The sequence below is a fragment of the Gluconobacter sp. Dm-74 genome (assembly GCF_018256135.1).
In the GTDB taxonomy this organism is placed as follows: Bacteria; Pseudomonadota; Alphaproteobacteria; order Acetobacterales; family Acetobacteraceae; genus Gluconobacter; species Gluconobacter cadivus.
In genome coordinates this window covers 42,867-62,461 of sequence record NZ_JAERLX010000002.1, presented here as the reverse complement: position 1 = coordinate 62,461, position 19,595 = coordinate 42,867, and the positions used below count along the sequence as shown (strand labels likewise).

Sequence of the window (19,595 nt, the reverse complement as noted above, 5' to 3'; positions counted from 1 at the left end):
GTTCAGTCCCGGCGGTAGTTCGGGGCTTCGCGGGTGATCGTCACGTCATGGACATGGCTCTCACGCAGGCCTGCATTCGTGATGCGACGGAACATGGTGCGGACCTGAAGATCGGCAATCGTGGCCGATCCCGTATAACCCATACCTGCTTTCAGACCACCGACGAGTTGGTGAATGACGGCGGACATGCCCCCCTTGTAGGGAACCTGGCCTTCAATACCTTCCGGGACCAGTTTGAGCGTATCGCGGACTTCCGCCTGAAAATACCGGTCTGCGGAACCGCGGGCCATGGCGCCCAGCGATCCCATGCCGCGATAGGCCTTGTAGGAGCGGCCCTGATACAGGAACGTCTCGCCTGGGCTCTCATCCGTGCCAGCCAGTAGCGAGCCGACCATGACCACATCCGCGCCTGCGCCGAGGGCCTTCACGATATCGCCCGATGTCCGGACGCCACCATCTGCAATGGCGGGGATGTCCAGTTCATGACAGGCTGCGGCTGTTTCCATAACGGCCGAGAACTGCGGAACGCCCACACCGGCCACGACGCGCGTGGTGCAGATGGAGCCCGGTCCAATACCGATCTTCACGCAGTCGGCTCCGGCAGCGATCAGGGCGCGGGCGGCCTGTGGGGTGGCGACGTTGCCGGCGATGACCTGCAACCCGCCATGACGGCTCTTGAGGGTTTCGACGGCACTCAGAACGCCGTGTGAATGGCCGTGGGCCGTATCTACGACGATGACATCCACACCAGCTTCAGCGAGTGCGGCGGCGCGCCGGAAGCCGTCTTCGCCCACACCGACAGCAGCGGCGCAACGCAGCCGCCCCTGCGAATCCTTAATGGCCAGCGGGTGTGCGATGGCCTTGTCCATGTCCTTGACAGTGATCAGGCCGATGCATCGCTGTGCTTCGTCAACCACCAGCAGTTTTTCGATGCGGTGGCGGTGCAGAAGTGTGCGTGCTTCGTCCGGTGCCGCGCCGTTAAGGACCGTCACGAGGTTTTCATGCGTCATCAGGTCACGGACGCGCGTGTTTGGGTCGGTCGTGAAGCGCATGTCGCGGTTGGTCAGGATACCGACCAGAACGCCGCTGCCCTCTTCAATGACCGGGAGGCCGGAGACGCCATGACGTGCCATGATGGCCTGAACTTCTGCCAGCGTCTGGTTCGGACCGACCGTGACGGGATTGACGACCATACCTGATTCGAAGCGCTTGACGCGACGGACCTGCTCGGCCTGCTCTTCAATTGAGAGGTTCTTGTGAATAACGCCCATGCCGCCCTGCTGCGCCATGGCGATGGCCATGCCGTCTTCAGTCACGGTGTCCATTGCGGAAGACATCAGGGGGATGTTCAGCTCGATGGAGCGTGTCAGGCGCGTGCGCGTCGAAGTCTGGGCTGGAAGGACCGACGATTCTGCCGGTTCGACGAGAACGTCGTCGAAAGCCAGCGCTTCGCGGATGCGCTCATTCAGATTTGTTGTGTGGGAAGATGAAGTCATGAGCCGCGTGCCCCCGTTACGTCATGCGTCGTGAAAGACGCGATGTGTGTGAACCGGAGGCCAGAAGGCCGACCGGCCGTTGGCGGGTCCTCATAGAGCACTTTGCCCCCTGAGGGGAAGTCTCTTTTTTTTGCGGTATTTTCTGAGGATTTTCTTGGCTGGGAGACCTGGATTCGAACCAGGGCTGACCGGGTCAGAGCCGGTAGTTCTACCGCTAAACTATCTCCCAAGCGGTGAGAGGGTGTTTATCAACCGACCCCGTGGGGCGCAAGAGCGATCAGGACATTTTTTTGAAAAAACACATATTTTTCTTGCGAGCAGGGTCCCCCGCGCCCCATGCTGCATTTCCAAGGTCCCAGATCACGGGCAAGCGGGAGCCGAAACATATGATGAGGTACGGAACGGATCACAACCTGTCAGGCCCGATGCCTGTTCATGCGTCTGCAAGACGTACGGGTCCGTTCTTTGGCGCCATTGATCTCGGCACCAACAACTGCCGCCTCATGATCGCTGCTGGAACGCCGACCGGTTTTCGTGTCGTGGACAGTTTCAACCGCTCTGTCCGGCTTGGGGAAGGCCTGCGTGCCAGCGGGCGGCTTGCCGAAGATTCCATGAAGCGCGCGCTCGATGCCCTGCGGGTCTGTGCGGAGCGCATGAGACAGTGGCCTCTGGTCCATGTTCGTGCGGTTGCGACGGAGGCCTGTCGTCAGGCTGCCAATGGCCGCGAGTTTCTGGCGCGTGTGCAGCATGAGACGGGTCTGACGATCGATATCATCACGGCCCGTGAAGAAGCGGAGCTGGCTCTTGAGAGTTGTTCTCCCCTTTTCCGTCAGCCGGAACATCGACCTGTTCGCGCCGATCGGGGCGTTCTTTTCGATATCGGTGGTGGGTCTACCGAAGTCGCATGGGTGCGGATTGACCCCGAACGGGAGACGCAGACACTCATTGGCACGACGAGCGTTCCTGTGGGCGTGATCACGCTGCAGGAAATGTTTGGTGAAGGTCATGGCCCTTCTTATGAGACGATGGTCAGCCATGTTCAGGAGTATCTGAATGGCTTTGAGAACGTACATCGCATCCGGCGTGAGGTTACACACGGAAAGACACGTCTGATCGGGACGTCTGGAACCGTAACGACGCTGGCCGGAGTGGCCCTCTCCCTGCCCCGCTATAATCGTGCGGCGATTGATGGACTGACGCTTCCGGGGTCGAGCATGGTGGATGCCATTGGAAGTCTGCGGCGTCTCAATAATCAAGAACTGGCGGATCATCCCTGCGTGGGATCTGAGCGTATGAAGTTCGTCTTGCCGGGCTGCGCAATCTTCGAAGCCATCCATCGTTTATGGCCGGTCGAAGACGTCACGATTGCAGACCGGGGGTTGCGCGATGGGATGTTGCTGCGTATGGCCCGCGATCATGGTCAGCGTTCCGGCAAGGGGCGCCACACGACCAGTCGTCATGCCACGCCCCGTTCAAGGGGCCCATTCGGGACATATGCCACACTATGAAGTCGCCAAGATCCCGTTCCGGTTCCAGTAAGGATACGGGACCGAAGCGTATTCCGGGAAAGGCTCTGAAAAGTGCTTCCAATCCCGGTGAAAACGACGCAACACGTGATTCCGCAACGTCAAAAACGGCCCGCAACAAGACCGTTTCGCTCAAAACAGCGCGTGGACGCACGACGGCCCAGCAACGCTGGCTCAACCGTCAGCTCAACGATCCGTATGTCGCGGCGGCCCGCAAGCAGGGTTGGCGGTCTCGTGCGGCTTTTAAACTGATTGAGATCGACGATCGCTTTAAGCTGATTGAAGAAGGGACCCGCATCATCGATCTGGGTGCTGCTCCGGGCGGCTGGACGCAGGTTGCGGTCAAGCGGGGGGCAAAGCATGTTGTCGGGCTTGATCTGCTTCCGGTTGATCCTGTTGCCGGAGCAGAGATTATTGAGGGAGACTTTACCGATCCCGAGATGCCTGATCGGTTGAAAGAGATGCTGGGCGGTCCTGCTGATCTGGTCATGTCCGACATGGCGCCCAACACGACAGGGCACGCCGCAACCGATCATATGCGGATCATGGGTCTTGCTGAGGGCGCGCTGGATTTTGCGTTTCAGGTTCTGGCCGAGGGTGGCAGCTTTATCGCCAAGGTTTTTCAGGGCGGTTCGGAAAAAGACATGCTGGCGACGATGAAAACCGCATTTGCCAGCGTCAGGCACGTTAAACCGCCTGCATCACGCAAGGAATCAAGTGAGCTTTACGTCGTGGCAACAGGGTTTCGGCCTGAACGCCTGACTAATCCTTCCTGACGGGCTGAATATGAGAAGAAGAAAAGGGGAGGTATTTGCCTCCCTTTTCTTACAGGAACACCATTCCGGAAAAGTAATAATTTTCAATGACTGTAAGTTTGCTCGTTATTCTCCTGTATCTCTGCCTGCTACCTGTCATTTCGATTACGCTGGCCCGTCAGCCGCGTAAGGATCTTCCTCCCTGGGCAATCTGTCTATCCCTTGTCGCGACCGAAACATCCACCCTGACTATCGTCAGTGTTCCGGGGGTTTCTTACCTTAAAGGGTATGTTTTCGTTGGTCTGGCCGCGGGTTATCTCGTTGGGCGTATCGCGGTTGCGCTCTGGTTCCTGCCGTTGCACGAACGCGGTGCAACGTCGATCTATCGCTATATCGGTCAGAGATTTGGCACGAAACTTCAGAAAATTCTTTCCGGAACATTCCTTGCAACCCGTCTCGTCGCCGAAGGTGTTCGACTTTACGCCGGGATGATTCCCGTATCGATGCTGTTTGTCAGCATGGGCTACGCCGTCCCGGATCTGCTTCTGTTAGTTCTGATTGTTTTGTTGACGCTGGCTTATACCGTGGCAGGTGGGTTGAGGGCGGTTGTCTGGTCTGACAGCCTCCAGTTGGGACTTTATCTGGGCGGAAGCATCGCCTGTCTGGCTGTGATCTGGTCTCGTGCAGGCGTGGCCCCTTTTCACTGGGCGCCTGTTTTCAGCCATGGGATGCCGCCTTTTACGGATCCGTTTTCCATAGCTGGCGCTGTGATCGGGGGCGCTATTCTGGCTCTGGCATCGCATGGAACGGACCAGTTGATGCTGCAACGCTGTCTTGCGGCAAAAACACTCAACGGCGCGCGGGCGGCGATGATCGGCAGTGTCTTTATCGTGGGGCTGCTGTTCGCTCTGCTGTCATGCATCGGGGTTGCGCTGCGCGATCTCATGCCGGGTCAGGGTGCGAGGCCGGATGCTCTGTTTCCGCAGTTTATCCTGACGCTGCCTCCCGTTCTGAGCGGCTTGCTGGTTGCGGGTATTCTGGCTGCGACCATGGGATCTCTGTCGAGCGCGATGAATGCCATGGCAGCGGCGACCAAGGCCGATTTCCTGTCGCGCGCGAAATTTTCCCTGCGGGGTCTGACGGTTATCTGGGCCGGCCTTCTTGTATTGACCGCGCTGCTGTTTTCACGGCCCAATGGATCGGCTGTCGTCTTTGGACTTTCCATCGCATCCTACAGCTATGGTGCGACGCTTGGGGTATTCCTGCTGGCGATGATTGGCCGTTCGCGGGATGAGAAGGCGGCAATTTTCGGCTTTGTCTCGGCTGTTGGCGCGCTGGGTCTCATGTCCTTTGTCAGGATCGAAGGACATGCCATCGCTTTTCCCTGGCTCGTTCCTGCGGGAGTTACGGCCACGTTCGCTGGAGCGAAGGTCTTTTCAGGTCTGCGGCGGATTGGCCTGAAGAAATGACGCCATCGCGCGCTGCGCGAGGGCAGCTTCTTTGCCGAGGCGGATCAAACCGCCGATCTGCAACGGATGCCGGACAAGCGAGCCGATCAGTCCGGGAATATATACCGCGCCATCCTTCACGCTGGTCTTCACCGCAGGAGGCAGGTCCTGTGTGGCGTCGTCGCAAACAACCCTGAGGACGGCAAACGGGACGCCACTCTGCGCCACGACACCGCTTTCCATATCCACTGCAAGACAGTGCGTTTCGGTAAAATAGCGTGCCTTTTCAGAGGCGAATTCAACCAGCGCATCGCTATGCAGAATGCCGCCCCGGCGTGCGAAGGCAGAGCCAAACCTTTGGCTCAGAGCGGGATCGCAGGGAATATTTCGGTTCTCATGATGCACATGATGGGCCACGATAACAGTGCCGGGAGGCGCTTCTGGCGAAAGACTTCCCGCACAGCCGAAAGACAGGAGTTCCGTGACACCCGCGCGAAGCAGACGCTCCACGCCCTGTCGTGCGCCCTCAGGCGTCGCATGGCTCAGGGCAAGAGGGGCATCCGGCAGAAAGCGCCGGATCAGACGGGCTTCCTGTTTCAGCCCTGCGAGAATGCCCAGCATCAGAACCCGTACTCCACCTTGCCACTGTTGCTTGCGCCAAGGTTGCGATAGCGGGCCAGTGCGGTCAGCGGGAAGAACTGCTTATAGCCGTGGTAGCGCAGGTAAAAGACTTTCGGGAAACCAACGGCATTATAGGCGTCTTCCTGCCACTCCCCCTTGTCGTTCTGTTGAGTGACCAGATACGCAACACCGCGCTTGACGGCGTCGCTCTCGCGGCGCCCGACGGCCATGAGGGCCAGAACAGCCCAGGCCGTCTGGGAGGGCAGACTCTTGTTGTATTCGCCCGCAGTGCCCCCTTCATAGGTCGCACAGTCTTCACCCCAGCCGCCATCAGGACGCTGGACGCCTTCGAGCCAGTTCACGGCACGCAGAACCATCGGATCGTCATGCGGCACACCGGCGATATTCAGCGCGCACAGGACAGACCAAGTCCCATAGATGTAGTTCGTGCCCCAACGACCGAACCAGCAGCCTTCCGGCTCCTGCTCGGAGCGCAGATACTCCAGTGCCTTGAGAATGACAGGACGGTCGTCCGGATCGCCAAGCTGGGCCAGAAAAGAAATGCAGCGGGCCGAAACGTCGGCCGTCGGCGGGTCCAGAAGCGCGCCATGATCAGAGAACGGGATGTGGTTGAGCAGTTCGAGATCGTTGTCGATATCGAACGCACCCCAGCCACCATTGGTGCTCTGCATGCCAATGATCCATTCCCGCGCACGTGCGATCGCCTCGCGGCTGCCTTCGGGATCAACACGATGCAGCAGCATGCCGACGACGGCGGTATCATCGACGTCCGGGTAGTAGTCATTTTCGTACTGGAACGCCCAGCCACCAGGACGCAGGTCCGGTGTGTTGATGGCCCAGTCGCCCTTGACGTTCAGGATCTGGCGTTCCCGAAGCCATTCGGCGCTCTTTTTCAGGGAAGCGAGCGTTTCTTCATGCTTGGTGCCAGCGGGGCCAGAAGCGGCTTCGATCATCGCAAGGCCGGACAGGCCAGTATCCCAAACCGGCGAGACGCAGGGCTGGCAATAGATTTCATCGCCATGATCCACCAGCAGGTCCTGTACCGCCTCCCATGCGGTCATGGCGCGTGGATCGCTATCGGGGACACCCTGCGCGCGATACATCATGACGACATTCGCCATGGCGGGATAAATGGCACCCAGCCCTCCCCGGCTCAGACGCGGCTCGATGAAATCGCTGGCGGCTTTCAGGGCTTTTTTGTGCACGCTCTGTGGAATGAGCGGCAGGACGGGGCGCAGGGCAGAATCAAGATGCTTGAAAAAGCGTCCCCAGACCGAGCGGTACGGGCCACGGATCCAGTCCGTGACTTCGGAGGGCGGCTTGACGAACAGTTCCTGCACATGGATGCCATGTGGATTGATAGCTTTGGGGCGGAGCGTGTTGAGAACCAGCAAGGGTGCGATCACAGCCCGCGACCAGTAAGACATGTTCCAGACCGAGAAGAACGCCTTGCGTGGCAGGAGCATCAGCTCAACAGGCATCACGGGCGTTGCATTCCAGGGGACTTCCCCGAACAGGGCAAGCTGGATCCGCGTAAACACGTTGGTTCGTGCGGCCCCGCCGTGATCGAGAATGGCCTCCCGGGCAATACGCATGTGGGGCGCATTGATGTCATCCCCGATCGCCTTGAGGGCGAAGTAAGCCTTTACGCTCGCCGACAGATCAAAGCCGCCATCATGATAAAGCGGCCACCCCCCATGATCGCCCTGAATCCGACGCAGATAGACGCCGATCTTGGCCTGTTTTTCCGGGTCGATCCGGTCGAGATAATGTTCGAGCAGGACATATTCTGCTGGGATCGTCGCATCGGCTTCGAGTTCGTAAACCCAGTGACCGTCTGATTTCTGTTTCCCGCCCAGCGCGTTCTGTGCGCCTTCGATGGCATGGTTGATCTCATCGGGTTCGACCGATTGACGGGACAAGGTTTCGCTCACGCGATCCTCCTTTTCCAGAATATCAGAATAGATCAGCATTGTTCGGCTCTTCCGACACAGGCAGTCCTCAAAGGCGGGAGCTGTGTTACAATCATGACAGGACGACCGCTCATCACGATCCTGTGTTCTCTACGGCGGACCGGAAGCCCAGAGCAGCGACGGCCTGAAGTCCGGACTGGATGGAGCCTTCGATCGTGGAGGGCAGTCCGGTCTCCGTCCAGTCTCCGGCCAGTGCCAGATTGACGAGGTCGGTTCTGGCTCCCGGACGCAGGAGGTTTTGTTCCGGCGTTGCGGCAAACGTCGCCCGCTTTTCCCATACCAGACGCGACGGTGGGATGGCGACCGGCAGCGGCTGCGATAGAACGGGATCGAGCGCGCGTCTGATTTCTGACCAGATCGTGGCCAGAAGTTCGCTGTTGCTGCGATCCGCGTAGCGGTTGGCTGCGCTGACGGTCACGGAGAGGATATCCCCTTTCAGGAAAATCCATTCCGAAATGCCCCCGACCAGTCCTACGAAACCGGCCTGAGCCACAACGCCCCGTGCCTGAACTTTAGCAGGAAGGCGGAAATGCGCGTTGGCAATGCTTTCAAAAGCGTCAGGCGCTGTCAGTCCCGGTAGCAGGGACTGTGCTACTGGCCCCGGAACGGCCAGAATGACCTGATCTTCAGGGCCGAGTTCAATCCGCCCTTCCCCGGTTTCCAGTGCCGTGGCGCGACCGTTCTGCTGTTCGATGGCACTCACGCGGACGCCGGTGCGCACGTTGCCATGAAAGCGTTTGAGATAGGCGACGGCCGGATCGATCAGGGTTTCGGACAGACCGACGGCTGGAAACCATGGGCAGCAGGCCATGCCTCCCTTGGCAAGAGACTTGCGGATCACATTGCCAAGGAGTTTGGCGCTGCCTGTATGGATGTCTGTATTGAGAACCGAGATGGCGAACGGGATCAGCAGCCTACGGCTCAACTGGCCGGAGCTGAGGCAGCTCTCCACGGTCGTTCTGTCGCCTGCGCGCAGGAAACGTCCGAGAGAGGCCAGTTCGGACAGCTTCATACCCGGAACGCGCCGTCCGCCCGGAAGCGCCCAGAAAGGCATCTTTCCCTTCGACAGGCGCAGCGTCCAGGCGAGGCTGTCTTCCAGATCGTAATAGGGGAAGATCGGTAATCCCGGTCCGGTCAGAGTGTGACGCGCGCCGATAATGTCCAGATAGCGGAAGGTCAGATCGTTCGAGGACAGGATCAGGTGGCTACCGTTATCAATCCGGGCGTCGAGAGAGCGGTCGTGAAAGGAACGCGCCCGGCCGCCACAGGCCGGGCCTGATTCGTAAACGGTGACGCGGGCCTGTGCCGCCAGTTCGATTGCGGCGGAGAGGCCTGCCAGACCACCGCCGATGATGTGGACGTGGCTCATGGGTTACTTCACATACGCTGCGAGGGTACGAAGCTGTCTCAAGGGTTTGGAGACTTTCGGGGCGATGTCGGGTGTTTTCCAGCCGCGCTTTTGCAGGGCTGAAAGGATGGGCGCGTAGGACGCAGCCATCATGCGTGCGGGGCGCATTGCGCTGCTGTCACACAGTTGCATGGCCTTCCGCGCGTCCCGGAAATGATCCCGTGCACGTTGGGCAAGGATGCGCCCCACCTGATCCAGACCGTGAGCGTAAAGCGCTTCGTGCGGATTTTTCGGGACATCGAACCGGGTCAGGAGTTCGGATGGAAGATACAGCCGGTCGCGGCCCGCATCTTCGGAAATATCGCGCAAAATGTTGGTCAGCTGAAGCGCGCGCCCCAGATGATAGGCAACGCGCCGGGCATTGTCGGAAGAATCTCCGAACACGCAGACCGACAGGCGCCCGACAGCCGACGCCACACGATCGCAGTACAGATCCAGCGTCGCCTCATCCGGTGCGACGATTGGCGCTCCGCAATCCATGGCCATGCCGTCAATGACGTCGTGGAAGTCCTGAGGCTGAAGCTGGTAACGATGGATTGCCACGATCAGAACACGGTCGAGCGCATCCGTCGCGATCCCTTCATAGAGGCCGTCGATGCGACGATGCCAGTCCTGAAGGGCGGCCATAGGGTCTGCAACGCCTGCATCGCCATCGGCGATATCGTCCACCTGACGACAGAAAGCATAGACCGCGAACATCGCCTGACGGCGGTCCGCCGGGAGGATACGCATTCCACGGGCAAAGGACGTTCCCGAGGCGGTGACGATCCTTTCGACATGATCCAGATCGGCCTGCGCGCAGGGAAGACCTGAAGAAGCGCGCATCCTGCTGAAAACCATGTCTGTCCCCTGTCTCGTTTCAGAAGATCAGGGTTCTAGACCCAAATCCCGGCGAGACAAAGATGACCTGAACCGAAAGGGCTGCCCTGTGTTAATATGATGCCAAAAGGCAACACCTGAAAAGGAGTCTTTCGTCATGCGTGTTCTCTCTTTGAAAAACGCCACCGTTCTTGCCGCAGTGCTGGTCGCTCCCCTCGCCTCTGCCCAGACAGCGCCTCCCACGACGGCCAGCGGGCATGCGGAACATCTTCTTGCCGACGATCATTCCTGGAATGGCACGCCCTACGACCACTACCCGACCACGCGACCGATGCTCAGTATGATTAAGCTGACCATTCCTGCGCATTCCGCCCTTCCCTGGCATGTTCATCCGTATCCGAATGCGGGTTATGTCCTGGAAGGAACGCTCACGATCGAGGATCGGCAGAGCGGCAAAAAGCGGACGTTTCATCAAGGCGAAGCCTTCGCGGAATCGGTCAATGATGTTCATCGTGGCGTCACGGGCGACGGCCAGACGGTTCTTTTGTTGACTTATGCCGGTTCGCCCGGAAAGCCGACGTCCATCCCTCTGCCTGGTCAGCAGAAAGAATACTGAAAATATCTTCGGGTGTGCTTTGACAGGGAAAACGTTTCGGAACTAACATGTTCCGGCCCTAGTCTGGAGTATGGCCCACAATGACCAGTCCCCTCTCTTCCGCCGCCCGTAGTGACCTTCTTGCCCGGGGATATTCCCGGCGCAGCTTCGGGCGCATTGCTACACTTCTGGCCGCAGGTGCGACCGTAAAGGCCCTGACAAACTCAGCCCGCGCGGATATTCTTCCGTCGGGGATCAATTTCGAGGGCGTTACCCGTCTTGGTAGCAATGAATGCTGGACTGGTCCCTTCCCGGAAGCTGCACAGGCTGGCGCATCCTCGGTTTTTCAGAGTAATCGCTACGATCCGACCGGTCACATGCGTGATGACCTTATCAAGACGGTTTCCAATGTCGAAGGACTTCCCCAGACCCATGTCATGACGTGGTGTGGCTCGTCCGATCCCCTCGCCCGTGCCATCGTGACGTTCTGCTCACCCACCCGCGGCCTTGTGACGGCTGACCCCAGCTATGAGGCCGGATGGGTCGCGGCAGACTGGCTGAAAATTCCTCTGGCCCGTGTGCCGCTGACAGCGAAAAACGGCTATAAGACAGATGTCCGGGCCATGCTGGCTGCTGATCCCAATGCTGGTGTTTATTATATCTGCTCTCCCAACAATCCGACGGGAACGCTGACGCCGCTGCGCGATATCGCATGGCTGGTCGAGAACAAGCCCAAGGGTTCGGTCGTGCTGGTGGATGAGGCTTATATCCACTTCTCGAATGCGCCGAGTGCCGTGGAACTGGTGGCGAAGAACAAGGACGTCGTTGTTCTCAGGACGTTCTCTAAGATGTTTGCCATGGCTGGGATGCGTCTTGGCCTTTCATTCGCCAGACCTGATTTGCATGAAAGCATGATGCGCTATGATGGGAAAAGCGCCACTTCGATGCTTCCGGTTCCGGCCATGGCCTGTGGTACGATGAGCCTCACCATGAAGTCCGCTATCGCGGCCCGCAAGGAGGAGATGATTGCGGCCCGCAACATGACGTTCCAGCACCTTCGCAAGCGGGGCATTCATTTCATTCCGTCTGATGCAAACATGTTCATCATCGACTGGAAGAAGCCGGCAAAGCCCATTCAGGACGCCTTCCTGAAGCAGAATGTTCTGATCGGTCGCTCATGGCCTATCTGGCCAAATGCTTCGCGGATTACGGTTGGCTCCATGGATGAAATGAAGACCTTCTGTACCGCACTGGACCAGATCTACACCTGATCTGGTCCAGATAACCCTGCCGTTGCGATTCAGCCGACGGCAGGGAAATGGCGCAGGGCTCGGAACAGGGCCTTTGCACCGTCTGCTTTCGTCAGGGCGACGCGTTCTAAAAGCGGGTCCTGATGGCGCAGGCGAGCGGTGAGGATGTGGCAGAGTTCCACAATGACGGCAGCTTCCAGTCGCATCCGACGATCCCGGACGAGCAGCGGCAGGGTCCTCGCGTTCCTGTTAAGAACATCCACACCATCCAGCATCCGGTTGAACACACGACGCACGCCCGGTTTGCTGCGGACCAGACGCAGGTCATCCAGACAGACGCCTTCTTCTTCCAGCCACGGTAGCGGAACATAGCAGCGGTCCAGATCCTTCAGATCGCCCGCGACATCCTGAAGATGATTGATGACCTGAAGTGCGGAACAGAGCGCATCGGATGGGACGAGCGTTTCTTCGGCCTCGCCGTGTAGCAGGAGCAGAAACCGCCCCACGGGGTTGGCAGAATATTTGCAGTAATGCAGCAGTTCGTCCCAGCTTTCGTAGCGGTTCTTTTCGGCATCCATGCAGAACGCTTCGAGAAGATCCGTTGCTGTTTCAAGTGGGACGCCTGTCTGGAGGAGGACGTCTCGAAGTTTGACCGCTGTTTGTGCGTCCGCGCGCTGAGGAGCTGTGATCTCACCCCGGATAACGGCTGCCATGCCCTTGAGGCGTGCAATCTTTTCAGACGGCGTCAGCTCAGTCGTGTCCACCATATCATCCGCGACACGCGCGAAATTATAATAGGTGTGAACGTAAGGCCGCAGACGCGGGGCGATCAGAAATGATCCAACGGGAAAATTTTCGTCGGATTTGCCTTTGGCGGAGGTGACGTCTTTCGTCCCCCAGATGGTGTCTGTCACGATGTTTCATCCGTGTAGGAACGATTTTTCCACCGCACACCAACACCACGATGGTGGTCGATGGCTGAGCCGATGGTTGCGGCCATGTAAAAAGCCGCAACAAGTGGAAGAGGAATGGCGCGCCACAGCGGCAGGCCGAAACGGCGGAGTGTGGGGACAAAGGTCAGGCACGACAGGAGATAGGTCAGAAGTCCGATCCGCCGTTCCCGCCCCTTGCCAAAGAGTGTGAGGCCGATGGGAAGCAGCCAGATCATGGCCATTCCCAGAATGGTCGCCAACAGGAGGAGTGGCGAGTAGCGTAGTTGCACATAGGCCGTGCGGGCAATCATGTGCCAGACATCTTTCATGCCGCGATACGGCCTGATCGACCATGCCAGAGCACTGTGTCCCAGATAGAGCCGCCCACCGGACCGTTTGACATGAGCCGCCAGAGTGCAGTCGTCGATCAGTGCGCCGCGCAGTGCCTTGATCCCGCCGATCCGGTCCAGGGCCCGACGACGCAGGAGAATTGTTCCCCCCGCAGCCCCGGCAATGCGGGAGTGTTCGCTGGCGATCCGCGAAAACGGGTAGAGCATGGCAAAGAAATAGACGAACGCTGGAACCAGAAAGCGCTCCGCATGACTCTCGCAGTTCAACGCCACCATTTCCGAGACAAGGTCCAGATCGTCTTCCCGTGCCTTGGCGACCAGAGAGGCCAGATGCTCTGGCGCGTGCATGATGTCGGCATCGGTCAGGAGGACGTATCCATAGGGGGCGATCCGTGTCAGCGCTTCTTGTTCTCCCTGATGGACGGCCCAGAGCTTGCCGCTCCATCCTGCGGGACGTTTAGCGCCTGTAATGACTGTCAGACGCTCATGCGGATCAGGCAGGGCACGGGCAATATCGGCCGTTCCATCCGTGCTCTCGTCATCGATCAGGATAATGGACAGCTTGCCATCATAATCCTGTTCCAGAAGAGACGTCAGACAGGCTGCGATTGACTCGGCTTCGTCCCGTGCGGGAATAACGATGGCCACATCCGGAGCTGCATCCGGGGTGGATTTTGGCTCAAGAATGGGGCCTTTCTGCCAGAACTTTCCATGAAACAGCGAAAGATAGATCCAGGCTCCCAGGCTGGTCAGTGAGGTTCCGAACAGCATTATTTCATCCGCCCATGCTGACGGAACCAGACGATCGCATCTGTCACGGCATCGCGGGCCGGGCGCGGGGTGTATCCGAGTTCTTTCCTGGCCTTGTCCGATGAGAAGAACATTAGCTTCTTCGACATGGCCAGTGTTTCACGCGTCACCCGCGGTTCAATGCCGAACCCACGTGCCAGCCATTCGGATACGAGAGCTACGGGGTAGAGCCAGGATTGCTTGAGCTTGATCCCCGGCGGCTTCACCCCGGCAATCTGACTGACCATGCGAAAAAGATCTCCCAGCATGATGTTTTCGCCGCCAAGGATGTATTTCTCGCCGATCTTGCCCCGCTCCAGAGCCAGAGCATGGCCTTCCGCGACATCATCGACATGGACGATATTCAGACCCGTCTCGACATAGGCCGGCATGTTTCCGCTGGCGCAGTCAAGAACCATCTGGCCCGTTGGTGTTGGTTTGATGTCGCGGGGGCCAACGGGGGTGGAGGGATTGACGATAATCGCGGGCAGATTCTTTTCGCGGATCAGCCGCAGGACTTCCTGTTCCGCACGATATTTCGAGAGCTTGTAGATCCCGATGACCTGACTTTCCGTAACCGGAGTGTTCTCATCAGCTGATTCGCCATTTTTGCACAGGCCAAGTGCCGCAACCGACGAGCAGTAGATGATTTTTTCTACCCCGGCCTCCAGAGCGGCCAGCATCAGGTTGCGCGTGCCCTCCACATTGGCCTTCATCATGATTTCCGGATCCGGAACCCAGAGTCGGTAATCGGCAGCGACGTGGAAAAGGGTTTTGACGTTTTTCAGTGCCGGAGCGAGCGTGTCCGGATCGGCGAGATCTCCGACAACGATTTCCGCGTCAAGCTCCGCAATATTTGAACGGTCGGATGTCGGGCGAACGAAAAGCCTCAGGCGGTGTCCGCGTTCTTCAAGGACGCGGGCGACGGCAGAGCCGACAAACCCGGTAGCCCCCGTCACGAGTGTGACATCGTTCATGGTGGCAGTGTCTCCTTGGGTCATCAGCAGATGGTTGCAATTTATGACAGCATAATCCTCCCGGCTTTTCGGGGAAAGCGTCTGTGAGGGTGGAATATTAACGATACCTGCGATAGATCGTGTGCAAACGGCATGTGACGAAGACGTTGAAAAAAACTCTCCCTGTTCTCCTTTCCCTTCTCGGGGTGGCCCTGTTCACCTTCATTGCGGCCAGAGCCGGTATCCATCCTGTCATGGAAGCGCTCTCCAAAGTCGGGCTTGGCGGCTTCCTGCTCCTTGCGGCCTGTCAGCTTGTGGTGGATGTGGGTTTGGGGATTGCCTGGCATGCAGCCGTTCCCATTCTCAGCGTCAAACGCCTGATGGCCGCACGGCTTGTTCGGGACAGTGCGGGAGCCTGCCTGCCCTTCTCCCAGCTTGGCGGAATGGTTATTGGTGTTCGTGCAACAATGGCGGGTGTGGACCCAAGAACTGAACAGGGCGAAGAACTGCACTGGCCCGAAGCCGTCGCTGCCAATCTTGTGGACATCACAACAGAAGTTCTGGGGCAGATTGCCTTCGTGCTGATCGCACTGCTCTGCCTTATCGGTCATCATGACGCTGCCAGATTTGTCTGGCCGCTCATTGGCGGAATGGCGCTGCTCAGCCTCGGAATTGCCGGTTTCATCTGGACCCAGCAGCGCGGTGGGGCGACGGTCAGCAAGGTTGCGACATTCCTTGGACGGCATATCGCTGCGGAGTGGCGTGAGTCGCTGATCGGAAATACCGCCGCTTTCCAGTCCCGACTGGAGGAACTCTGGAGCCGCCCGGACCGGATTTCTCTGGGAGCGCTCTGTCATCTGGTATGCTGGACGGGCAGTGCTGCCATGACGTGGCTGGGACTTCAGCTTCTTGGCGCGCATGTCGGATTTTTCTCGTCCGTTGCCATTGAAGGCGTAGTCTGCGGCATTATGTCGGCAGGTTTTCTGGTTCCGGGCGCGCTTGGGGTTCAGGAAGCCGCTTATGTCGCGCTTGGGATGATCTTCGGCGTGGATGCGGAAGTGTCCCTTAGCCTTTCGCTTCTGCGTCGCGGCCGGGATATCCTGATTGGTATTCCGGTTCTGTTGATCTGGCAGTTCGTTGAGATGCGGCGTCTTCGTCATGAACGCTCTGCGGCAAAGCTGGAAAACGAACCAGCCACTGCCTCTCTTCGCAAAAAGGTCATTGCGCCAGCCGTGACGGCTCTTACCGGGAATATCAAGAAAGAAGCAGTGTCCCGAGACGGAAAAACTCCCGAAGACAGCTCCTTCGCGACAGCAAGACGCGTGTTATGACGCCGCTTTTCAGTTCCCTTTGTGTCATCGGTCCGGGACTGATCGGCTCGTCCATCCTTCGACGTGCCAAAGAAACTTGCACGATTGCCGGAACCCTGATCGCAGCGGACTCGAAGCCGCATGTTCGCGAACGGGTTCAGGAACTGGGGATTGCGGATGTCACGACGCCTGATTTAGCCGTTGCGGCGCAGGCGGACTGTGTCATGATCTGTGTTCCTGTTGGTGCGGTGGAAGAAGTCGCACGACAGGTGCTTCCATACATGAAGCCCGGCAGCATTCTCACGGACGTGGCGTCGGTGCGGGGCCAGCTTGGGCCGACGATTCAGGCGATCCTGCCCGAAGGCATATCCTATGTTCCGGGCCATCCCATGGCGGGAACCGAGCATTCCGGGCCGGACGCCGGTTTTTCAACCCTGTTTGAAGATCGATGGGCGCTTCTCGTGCCGCCTGAAGGATCTGCTCCGGAAGCGATCGCCAAAATCCAGGCACTCTGGAATCTGTGTGGCGCCCGGACGAAAATCCTGTCTGACGAACAGCACGACCAGATCTGCGCCATGGTGAGTCACCTGCCGCACCTTCTGGCTTTCACGATCTGCGATACCGCCGATAATCTGTCGGACGAAATTCGCGCAGCGGTACTGGACTATGCGGCTTCGGGATTTCGGGATTTCACCCGGATTGCAGCCTCAGATCCGGTTATGTGGCGGGATATTTTTCTCGCCAATCGTGAGGCCTTGCTGGGTACCCTCGACAGGTTCTTAGCCGATACGCAGGCCATGGCGGATGCGATCCGTCATGGTGACGAAGCGACTATAACCAGCAAGATCGAACGTGGACGCGCGATCCGCCGAACCCTGATCGAAAACCGTCAGGCCTGAGATTTTTTGAGATGCATGAATCTGCTGCCGGGCTATGTCCCGGCAGCAGGTCGTTTCGTCAGGCAGTGACAACACGCAGGGTATTCGTGCTGCCGGAATGGCCGTAAGGCAGTCCAGCCAGAACCAGAACCCGGTCTCCGGCCTTGCAGAAGTTCATGCTGCGGGCGAGTTCTGCGGCAGGGCCAGCGAGATCCTCAATGCCGTGAGCGGTTTGTTCGCGGTCCACGACATGCGGGAATGTCCCCCACACGATGCAGAGGCGTCGTGCAACATCCAGTTCTGGCGTCAGGGCAATGATTGGGCAATGCGGCCGCTCACGCGCCATGCGCATTGCGCCGCCGCCGCCACGGGTATGGGACGCAATCACACCGGCATGCAGCGTACGGCTGACCTGCCAAGCTGCCTGAACAATCGCACACTGAACGCTCTCGTCCGGCGTCGGGCGCAGACGGTCCATGCGGACCCGCCATTCATGGTCCTGCTCGACCCGCTCGGCGATCCGTACCATCATTGATACGGCCTCGAGCGGATATTTGCCGGCAGCACTTTCCGCAGACAGCATGACTGCATCCGCACCGTCATAAACGGCATTGGAGACGTCAGAGACTTCGGCGCGTGTCGGGGTCGGGCTTTCAATCATGCTCTCGAGCATCTGCGTCGCCACAATCACCGGACGGCACTGTCTGCGGGCTTCGGCAATTGCGCGCTTCTGGGCAACCGGAACTTCCTCGGGCGGAAGTTCAACGCCGAGATCACCGCGCGCCACCATGAGCGCATCCGAAAGATGTACGATGGCTTCAAGGTTATCCATCGCCTGAGGCTTTTCGAGCTTGGTCACGATCGCTGCGCGGCCGTTCGCAATATCGCGCGCTTCCTGAACGTCTTCCGGGCGCTGCACAAAGGACAGAGCCACGAAATCGACACCAAGAGACAGGGCGAAGTCGAAGTCGCGGCGGTCTTTTTCGGTCAGTGCTGGAATGGGAAGTGTCACGTCGGGAACGTTGACGCCCTTGCGCTCGGACAGCTTGCCGCCGACCACCACGACCGTTTCTAGAAAGCCTTCCCCGACTGTCACCACACGCAGCTTGAGCTTGCCGTCATCCAGCAGAAGGTGGCTTCCCGGCTTCGCAGCGGAAATAATTTCCGGATGCGGCAGACAGACCCGCGAAATTGTGCCCGGCGTACGGTCCAGATCCAGACGGAACGGTTTGCCTTCCTCCAGAATCACGGGGCCGTTTTCAAACACGCCAACGCGCAGTTTAGGGCCCTGAAGATCTGCAAGAATCGCCAGCGGATGGCCGACCTTCTCTTCGGCGGCACGGATGGCGGCATGACGCTCGCCATGATCTGCATGCGCGCCATGGGAGAAATTGAGCCGGAAGACATTCACACCGGCCTGCGCCAGAGAAAGGATCATCTCGGGGGACGATGAAGCCGGCCCCAGTGTGGCGACGATCCGCGTGCGGCGGTGATGGGAACTCGATGTCATATACGGCGTCCTCGATCGGAAAAAATCAGTTTGGTTGAATCGTCTCGCCCGGGAGCAGGCCCCAGAAAAGACGGCGTGGCAGCCAGCCGTCGTAGCCCTTCACGCTAACATGGCACCATTGGGAGTTCTGCGGGCACAGCTTGATGTTGCCCACCGTTCCCTGCTCCAGAACCGCAACCACGGTGCTATCTTCTTCCGGATGGCTCATGAGAAGCACATCATTTTTATGTGCCCTCGCCTCATCCTGCGTTGCGACGCGGGCAAGGATGCGGGCGTCGGCCTTGCCAATATGGTCGCCTTCCTGCGCGCTCGCCTCGCCCGTCTGGGCTTTCACACCTTCGGGAGGAAGGCCCGGAATTACGAATGTGCGGCTTCCATACAGCGTTGCCTGATGGACCCAGCCTTTCTGGCCATCGGAGTCCTCCACAAGACGCCAGACATCGAACTCACGTTCGATCTGCACCGGAAGTCCGCGACGATGATAGACCCAGTCGATCGGATAACGGTCTCCGGGTCCGCGACGCATATAGACTTTGTCAGCGCGGAGCGCGGCGTAACGCGGCAGGGGAAGACCGGTATTGCTGCCCTTGTCCGCATTTTCCGGCGCGGGAGGAACCGCGGGGGTGGCCGCCTGATCCGCAGCGGCTGCCGTTGAAGCCGCGGCTCCTGCTACAGCCGCCCCGGCGACGACGGGAGCCGCATGTTTCATGGCGACATGATGGGCCGCCTTGTGGTGCGGCGCCGGAGATGTCGGCTTTGCCGTGTCGGCCTTGTGGTGTTTTTTCGCAGAAACGTGTTTGTCCGCGGGTTTTGCGGCGCTTTCTGTATGCTTCTTGTGATGGTGGGCCGCCTGCGCGCCGTGAGCGGCAAGCAGGATCGTGCCTGCCAGAAGCGCACGCAGAAAAGCGGATGGGCCTGTGGCGGAACGCGGAAGGAAGACTGACATTCTCATGAGCGC

17 protein-coding genes and 1 tRNA gene are annotated in these 19,595 nt (G+C 59.0%); 7 read left to right on the top strand and 11 right to left on the bottom strand.

Going from position 1 to position 19,595, the window contains the following annotated elements:
• Positions 1-2: 2 nt before the first annotated feature.
• Together guaB and JK208_RS03460 are read right to left on the bottom strand one after the other, a co-directional pair.
• Positions 3-1,496 carry an IMP dehydrogenase gene (guaB, locus tag JK208_RS03465; RefSeq protein WP_211574381.1) on the bottom strand — a complete coding sequence of 498 codons (1,494 nt, stop codon included), beginning with the start codon at positions 1,494-1,496 and terminating at the stop codon, positions 3-5.
• Between the two features lie 155 nt (positions 1,497-1,651).
• Positions 1,652-1,725, bottom strand: a tRNA-Gln gene (locus tag JK208_RS03460).
• A 157-nt stretch (positions 1,726-1,882) separates the two neighbouring features.
• Between JK208_RS03460 and JK208_RS03455 the strand changes: the two genes are divergently transcribed.
• The 3 genes from JK208_RS03455 (at position 1,883) to JK208_RS03445 (ending at position 5,246) form a co-directional block, all read left to right on the top strand.
• Entirely contained in the window at positions 1,883-3,004 is a 1,122-nt protein-coding gene (locus JK208_RS03455; RefSeq protein ID WP_194268423.1) for a Ppx/GppA phosphatase family protein, read from the top strand.
• Positions 3,001-3,798, top strand: a complete 798-nt coding sequence (locus tag JK208_RS03450) for an RlmE family RNA methyltransferase (RefSeq protein WP_194263053.1) — start codon at positions 3,001-3,003, stop codon at positions 3,796-3,798. The genes JK208_RS03455 and JK208_RS03450 overlap by 4 nt, the downstream gene beginning before the upstream one ends.
• A gap of 86 nt (positions 3,799-3,884) precedes the next feature.
• Positions 3,885-5,246, top strand: coding sequence for a sodium:solute symporter family transporter (locus tag JK208_RS03445; RefSeq protein ID WP_211574380.1), 1,362 nt, complete (start codon positions 3,885-3,887; stop codon positions 5,244-5,246).
• Here JK208_RS03445 and JK208_RS03440 read toward each other — a convergent pair.
• The 4 genes from JK208_RS03440 to hpnD form a co-directional block, all read right to left on the bottom strand.
• Positions 5,214-5,846 carry a hypothetical protein gene (locus JK208_RS03440; protein ID WP_211574379.1) on the bottom strand — a complete coding sequence of 211 codons (633 nt, stop codon included), beginning with the start codon at positions 5,844-5,846 and terminating at the stop codon, positions 5,214-5,216. The two genes, JK208_RS03445 and JK208_RS03440, sit on opposite strands and share 33 nt — an antisense overlap.
• Entirely contained in the window at positions 5,846-7,840 is a 1,995-nt protein-coding gene (gene shc, locus JK208_RS03435) for a squalene--hopene cyclase (RefSeq protein ID WP_211574378.1), read from the bottom strand. The genes JK208_RS03440 and shc overlap by 1 nt, the downstream gene beginning before the upstream one ends.
• Before the next feature lie 73 nt (positions 7,841-7,913).
• Complete coding sequence (gene hpnE, locus JK208_RS03430) at positions 7,914-9,209, bottom strand: hydroxysqualene dehydroxylase HpnE (RefSeq protein ID WP_211574377.1); 1,296 nt, start codon at positions 9,207-9,209, stop codon at positions 7,914-7,916.
• Between the two features lie 3 nt (positions 9,210-9,212).
• Positions 9,213-10,088 carry a presqualene diphosphate synthase HpnD gene (hpnD, locus tag JK208_RS03425; RefSeq protein WP_211574376.1) on the bottom strand — a complete coding sequence of 292 codons (876 nt, stop codon included), beginning with the start codon at positions 10,086-10,088 and terminating at the stop codon, positions 9,213-9,215.
• 136 nt (positions 10,089-10,224) lie between these two features.
• Here hpnD and JK208_RS03420 point away from each other — a divergent pair, with 136 nt between their 5' ends.
• Both JK208_RS03420 and JK208_RS03415 read left to right on the top strand, forming a co-directional pair.
• Complete coding sequence (locus JK208_RS03420) at positions 10,225-10,683, top strand: cupin domain-containing protein (protein WP_194268407.1); 459 nt, start codon at positions 10,225-10,227, stop codon at positions 10,681-10,683.
• A gap of 80 nt (positions 10,684-10,763) precedes the next feature.
• On the top strand, positions 10,764-11,933 hold the full coding sequence (locus JK208_RS03415; protein WP_194268405.1) for a pyridoxal phosphate-dependent aminotransferase: 1,170 nt from the start codon (positions 10,764-10,766) through the stop codon (positions 11,931-11,933).
• Between the two features lie 29 nt (positions 11,934-11,962).
• Here JK208_RS03415 and hpnC read toward each other — a convergent pair whose 3' ends face one another.
• The 3 genes from hpnC to hpnA are packed head-to-tail and all read right to left on the bottom strand — an operon-like array spanning position 11,963 to position 14,960.
• The gene (gene hpnC, locus JK208_RS03410) at positions 11,963-12,826 is read right to left on the bottom strand and encodes a squalene synthase HpnC (RefSeq protein WP_211574375.1); all 864 of its coding nucleotides are present in this window, start codon (positions 12,824-12,826) and stop codon (positions 11,963-11,965) included.
• Positions 12,823-13,965: a glycosyltransferase gene (locus JK208_RS03405; RefSeq protein ID WP_211574374.1), complete on the bottom strand. Its 1,143-nt coding sequence runs from the start codon at positions 13,963-13,965 to the stop codon at positions 12,823-12,825. Before JK208_RS03405 ends, hpnC begins: the two co-directional genes overlap by 4 nt.
• Positions 13,965-14,960 (bottom strand): hopanoid-associated sugar epimerase, encoded by a 996-nt coding sequence (gene hpnA, locus JK208_RS03400; protein WP_211574373.1) that lies wholly within the window; start codon positions 14,958-14,960, stop codon positions 13,965-13,967. The genes JK208_RS03405 and hpnA overlap by 1 nt, the downstream gene beginning before the upstream one ends.
• A 134-nt stretch (positions 14,961-15,094) precedes the next feature.
• Between hpnA and JK208_RS03395 the strand changes: the two genes are divergently transcribed.
• Positions 15,095-16,270, top strand: coding sequence for an HpnL family protein (locus JK208_RS03395; protein ID WP_211574372.1), 1,176 nt, complete (start codon positions 15,095-15,097; stop codon positions 16,268-16,270).
• Positions 16,267-17,148: a prephenate dehydrogenase/arogenate dehydrogenase family protein gene (locus tag JK208_RS03390; RefSeq protein ID WP_211574371.1), complete on the top strand. Its 882-nt coding sequence runs from the start codon at positions 16,267-16,269 to the stop codon at positions 17,146-17,148. The genes JK208_RS03395 and JK208_RS03390 overlap by 4 nt, the downstream gene beginning before the upstream one ends.
• A 58-nt stretch (positions 17,149-17,206) precedes the next feature.
• On the opposite strand, the gene pyk is transcribed toward JK208_RS03390, so the two are convergent.
• The gene (pyk, locus tag JK208_RS03385) at positions 17,207-18,637 is read right to left on the bottom strand and encodes a pyruvate kinase (protein ID WP_211574370.1); all 1,431 of its coding nucleotides are present in this window, start codon (positions 18,635-18,637) and stop codon (positions 17,207-17,209) included.
• Between the two features lie 25 nt (positions 18,638-18,662).
• Positions 18,663-19,589 carry an SH3 domain-containing protein gene (locus tag JK208_RS03380; RefSeq protein ID WP_211574369.1) on the bottom strand — a complete coding sequence of 309 codons (927 nt, stop codon included), beginning with the start codon at positions 19,587-19,589 and terminating at the stop codon, positions 18,663-18,665.
• Between the last annotated feature and the right edge of the window lie 6 nt (positions 19,590-19,595).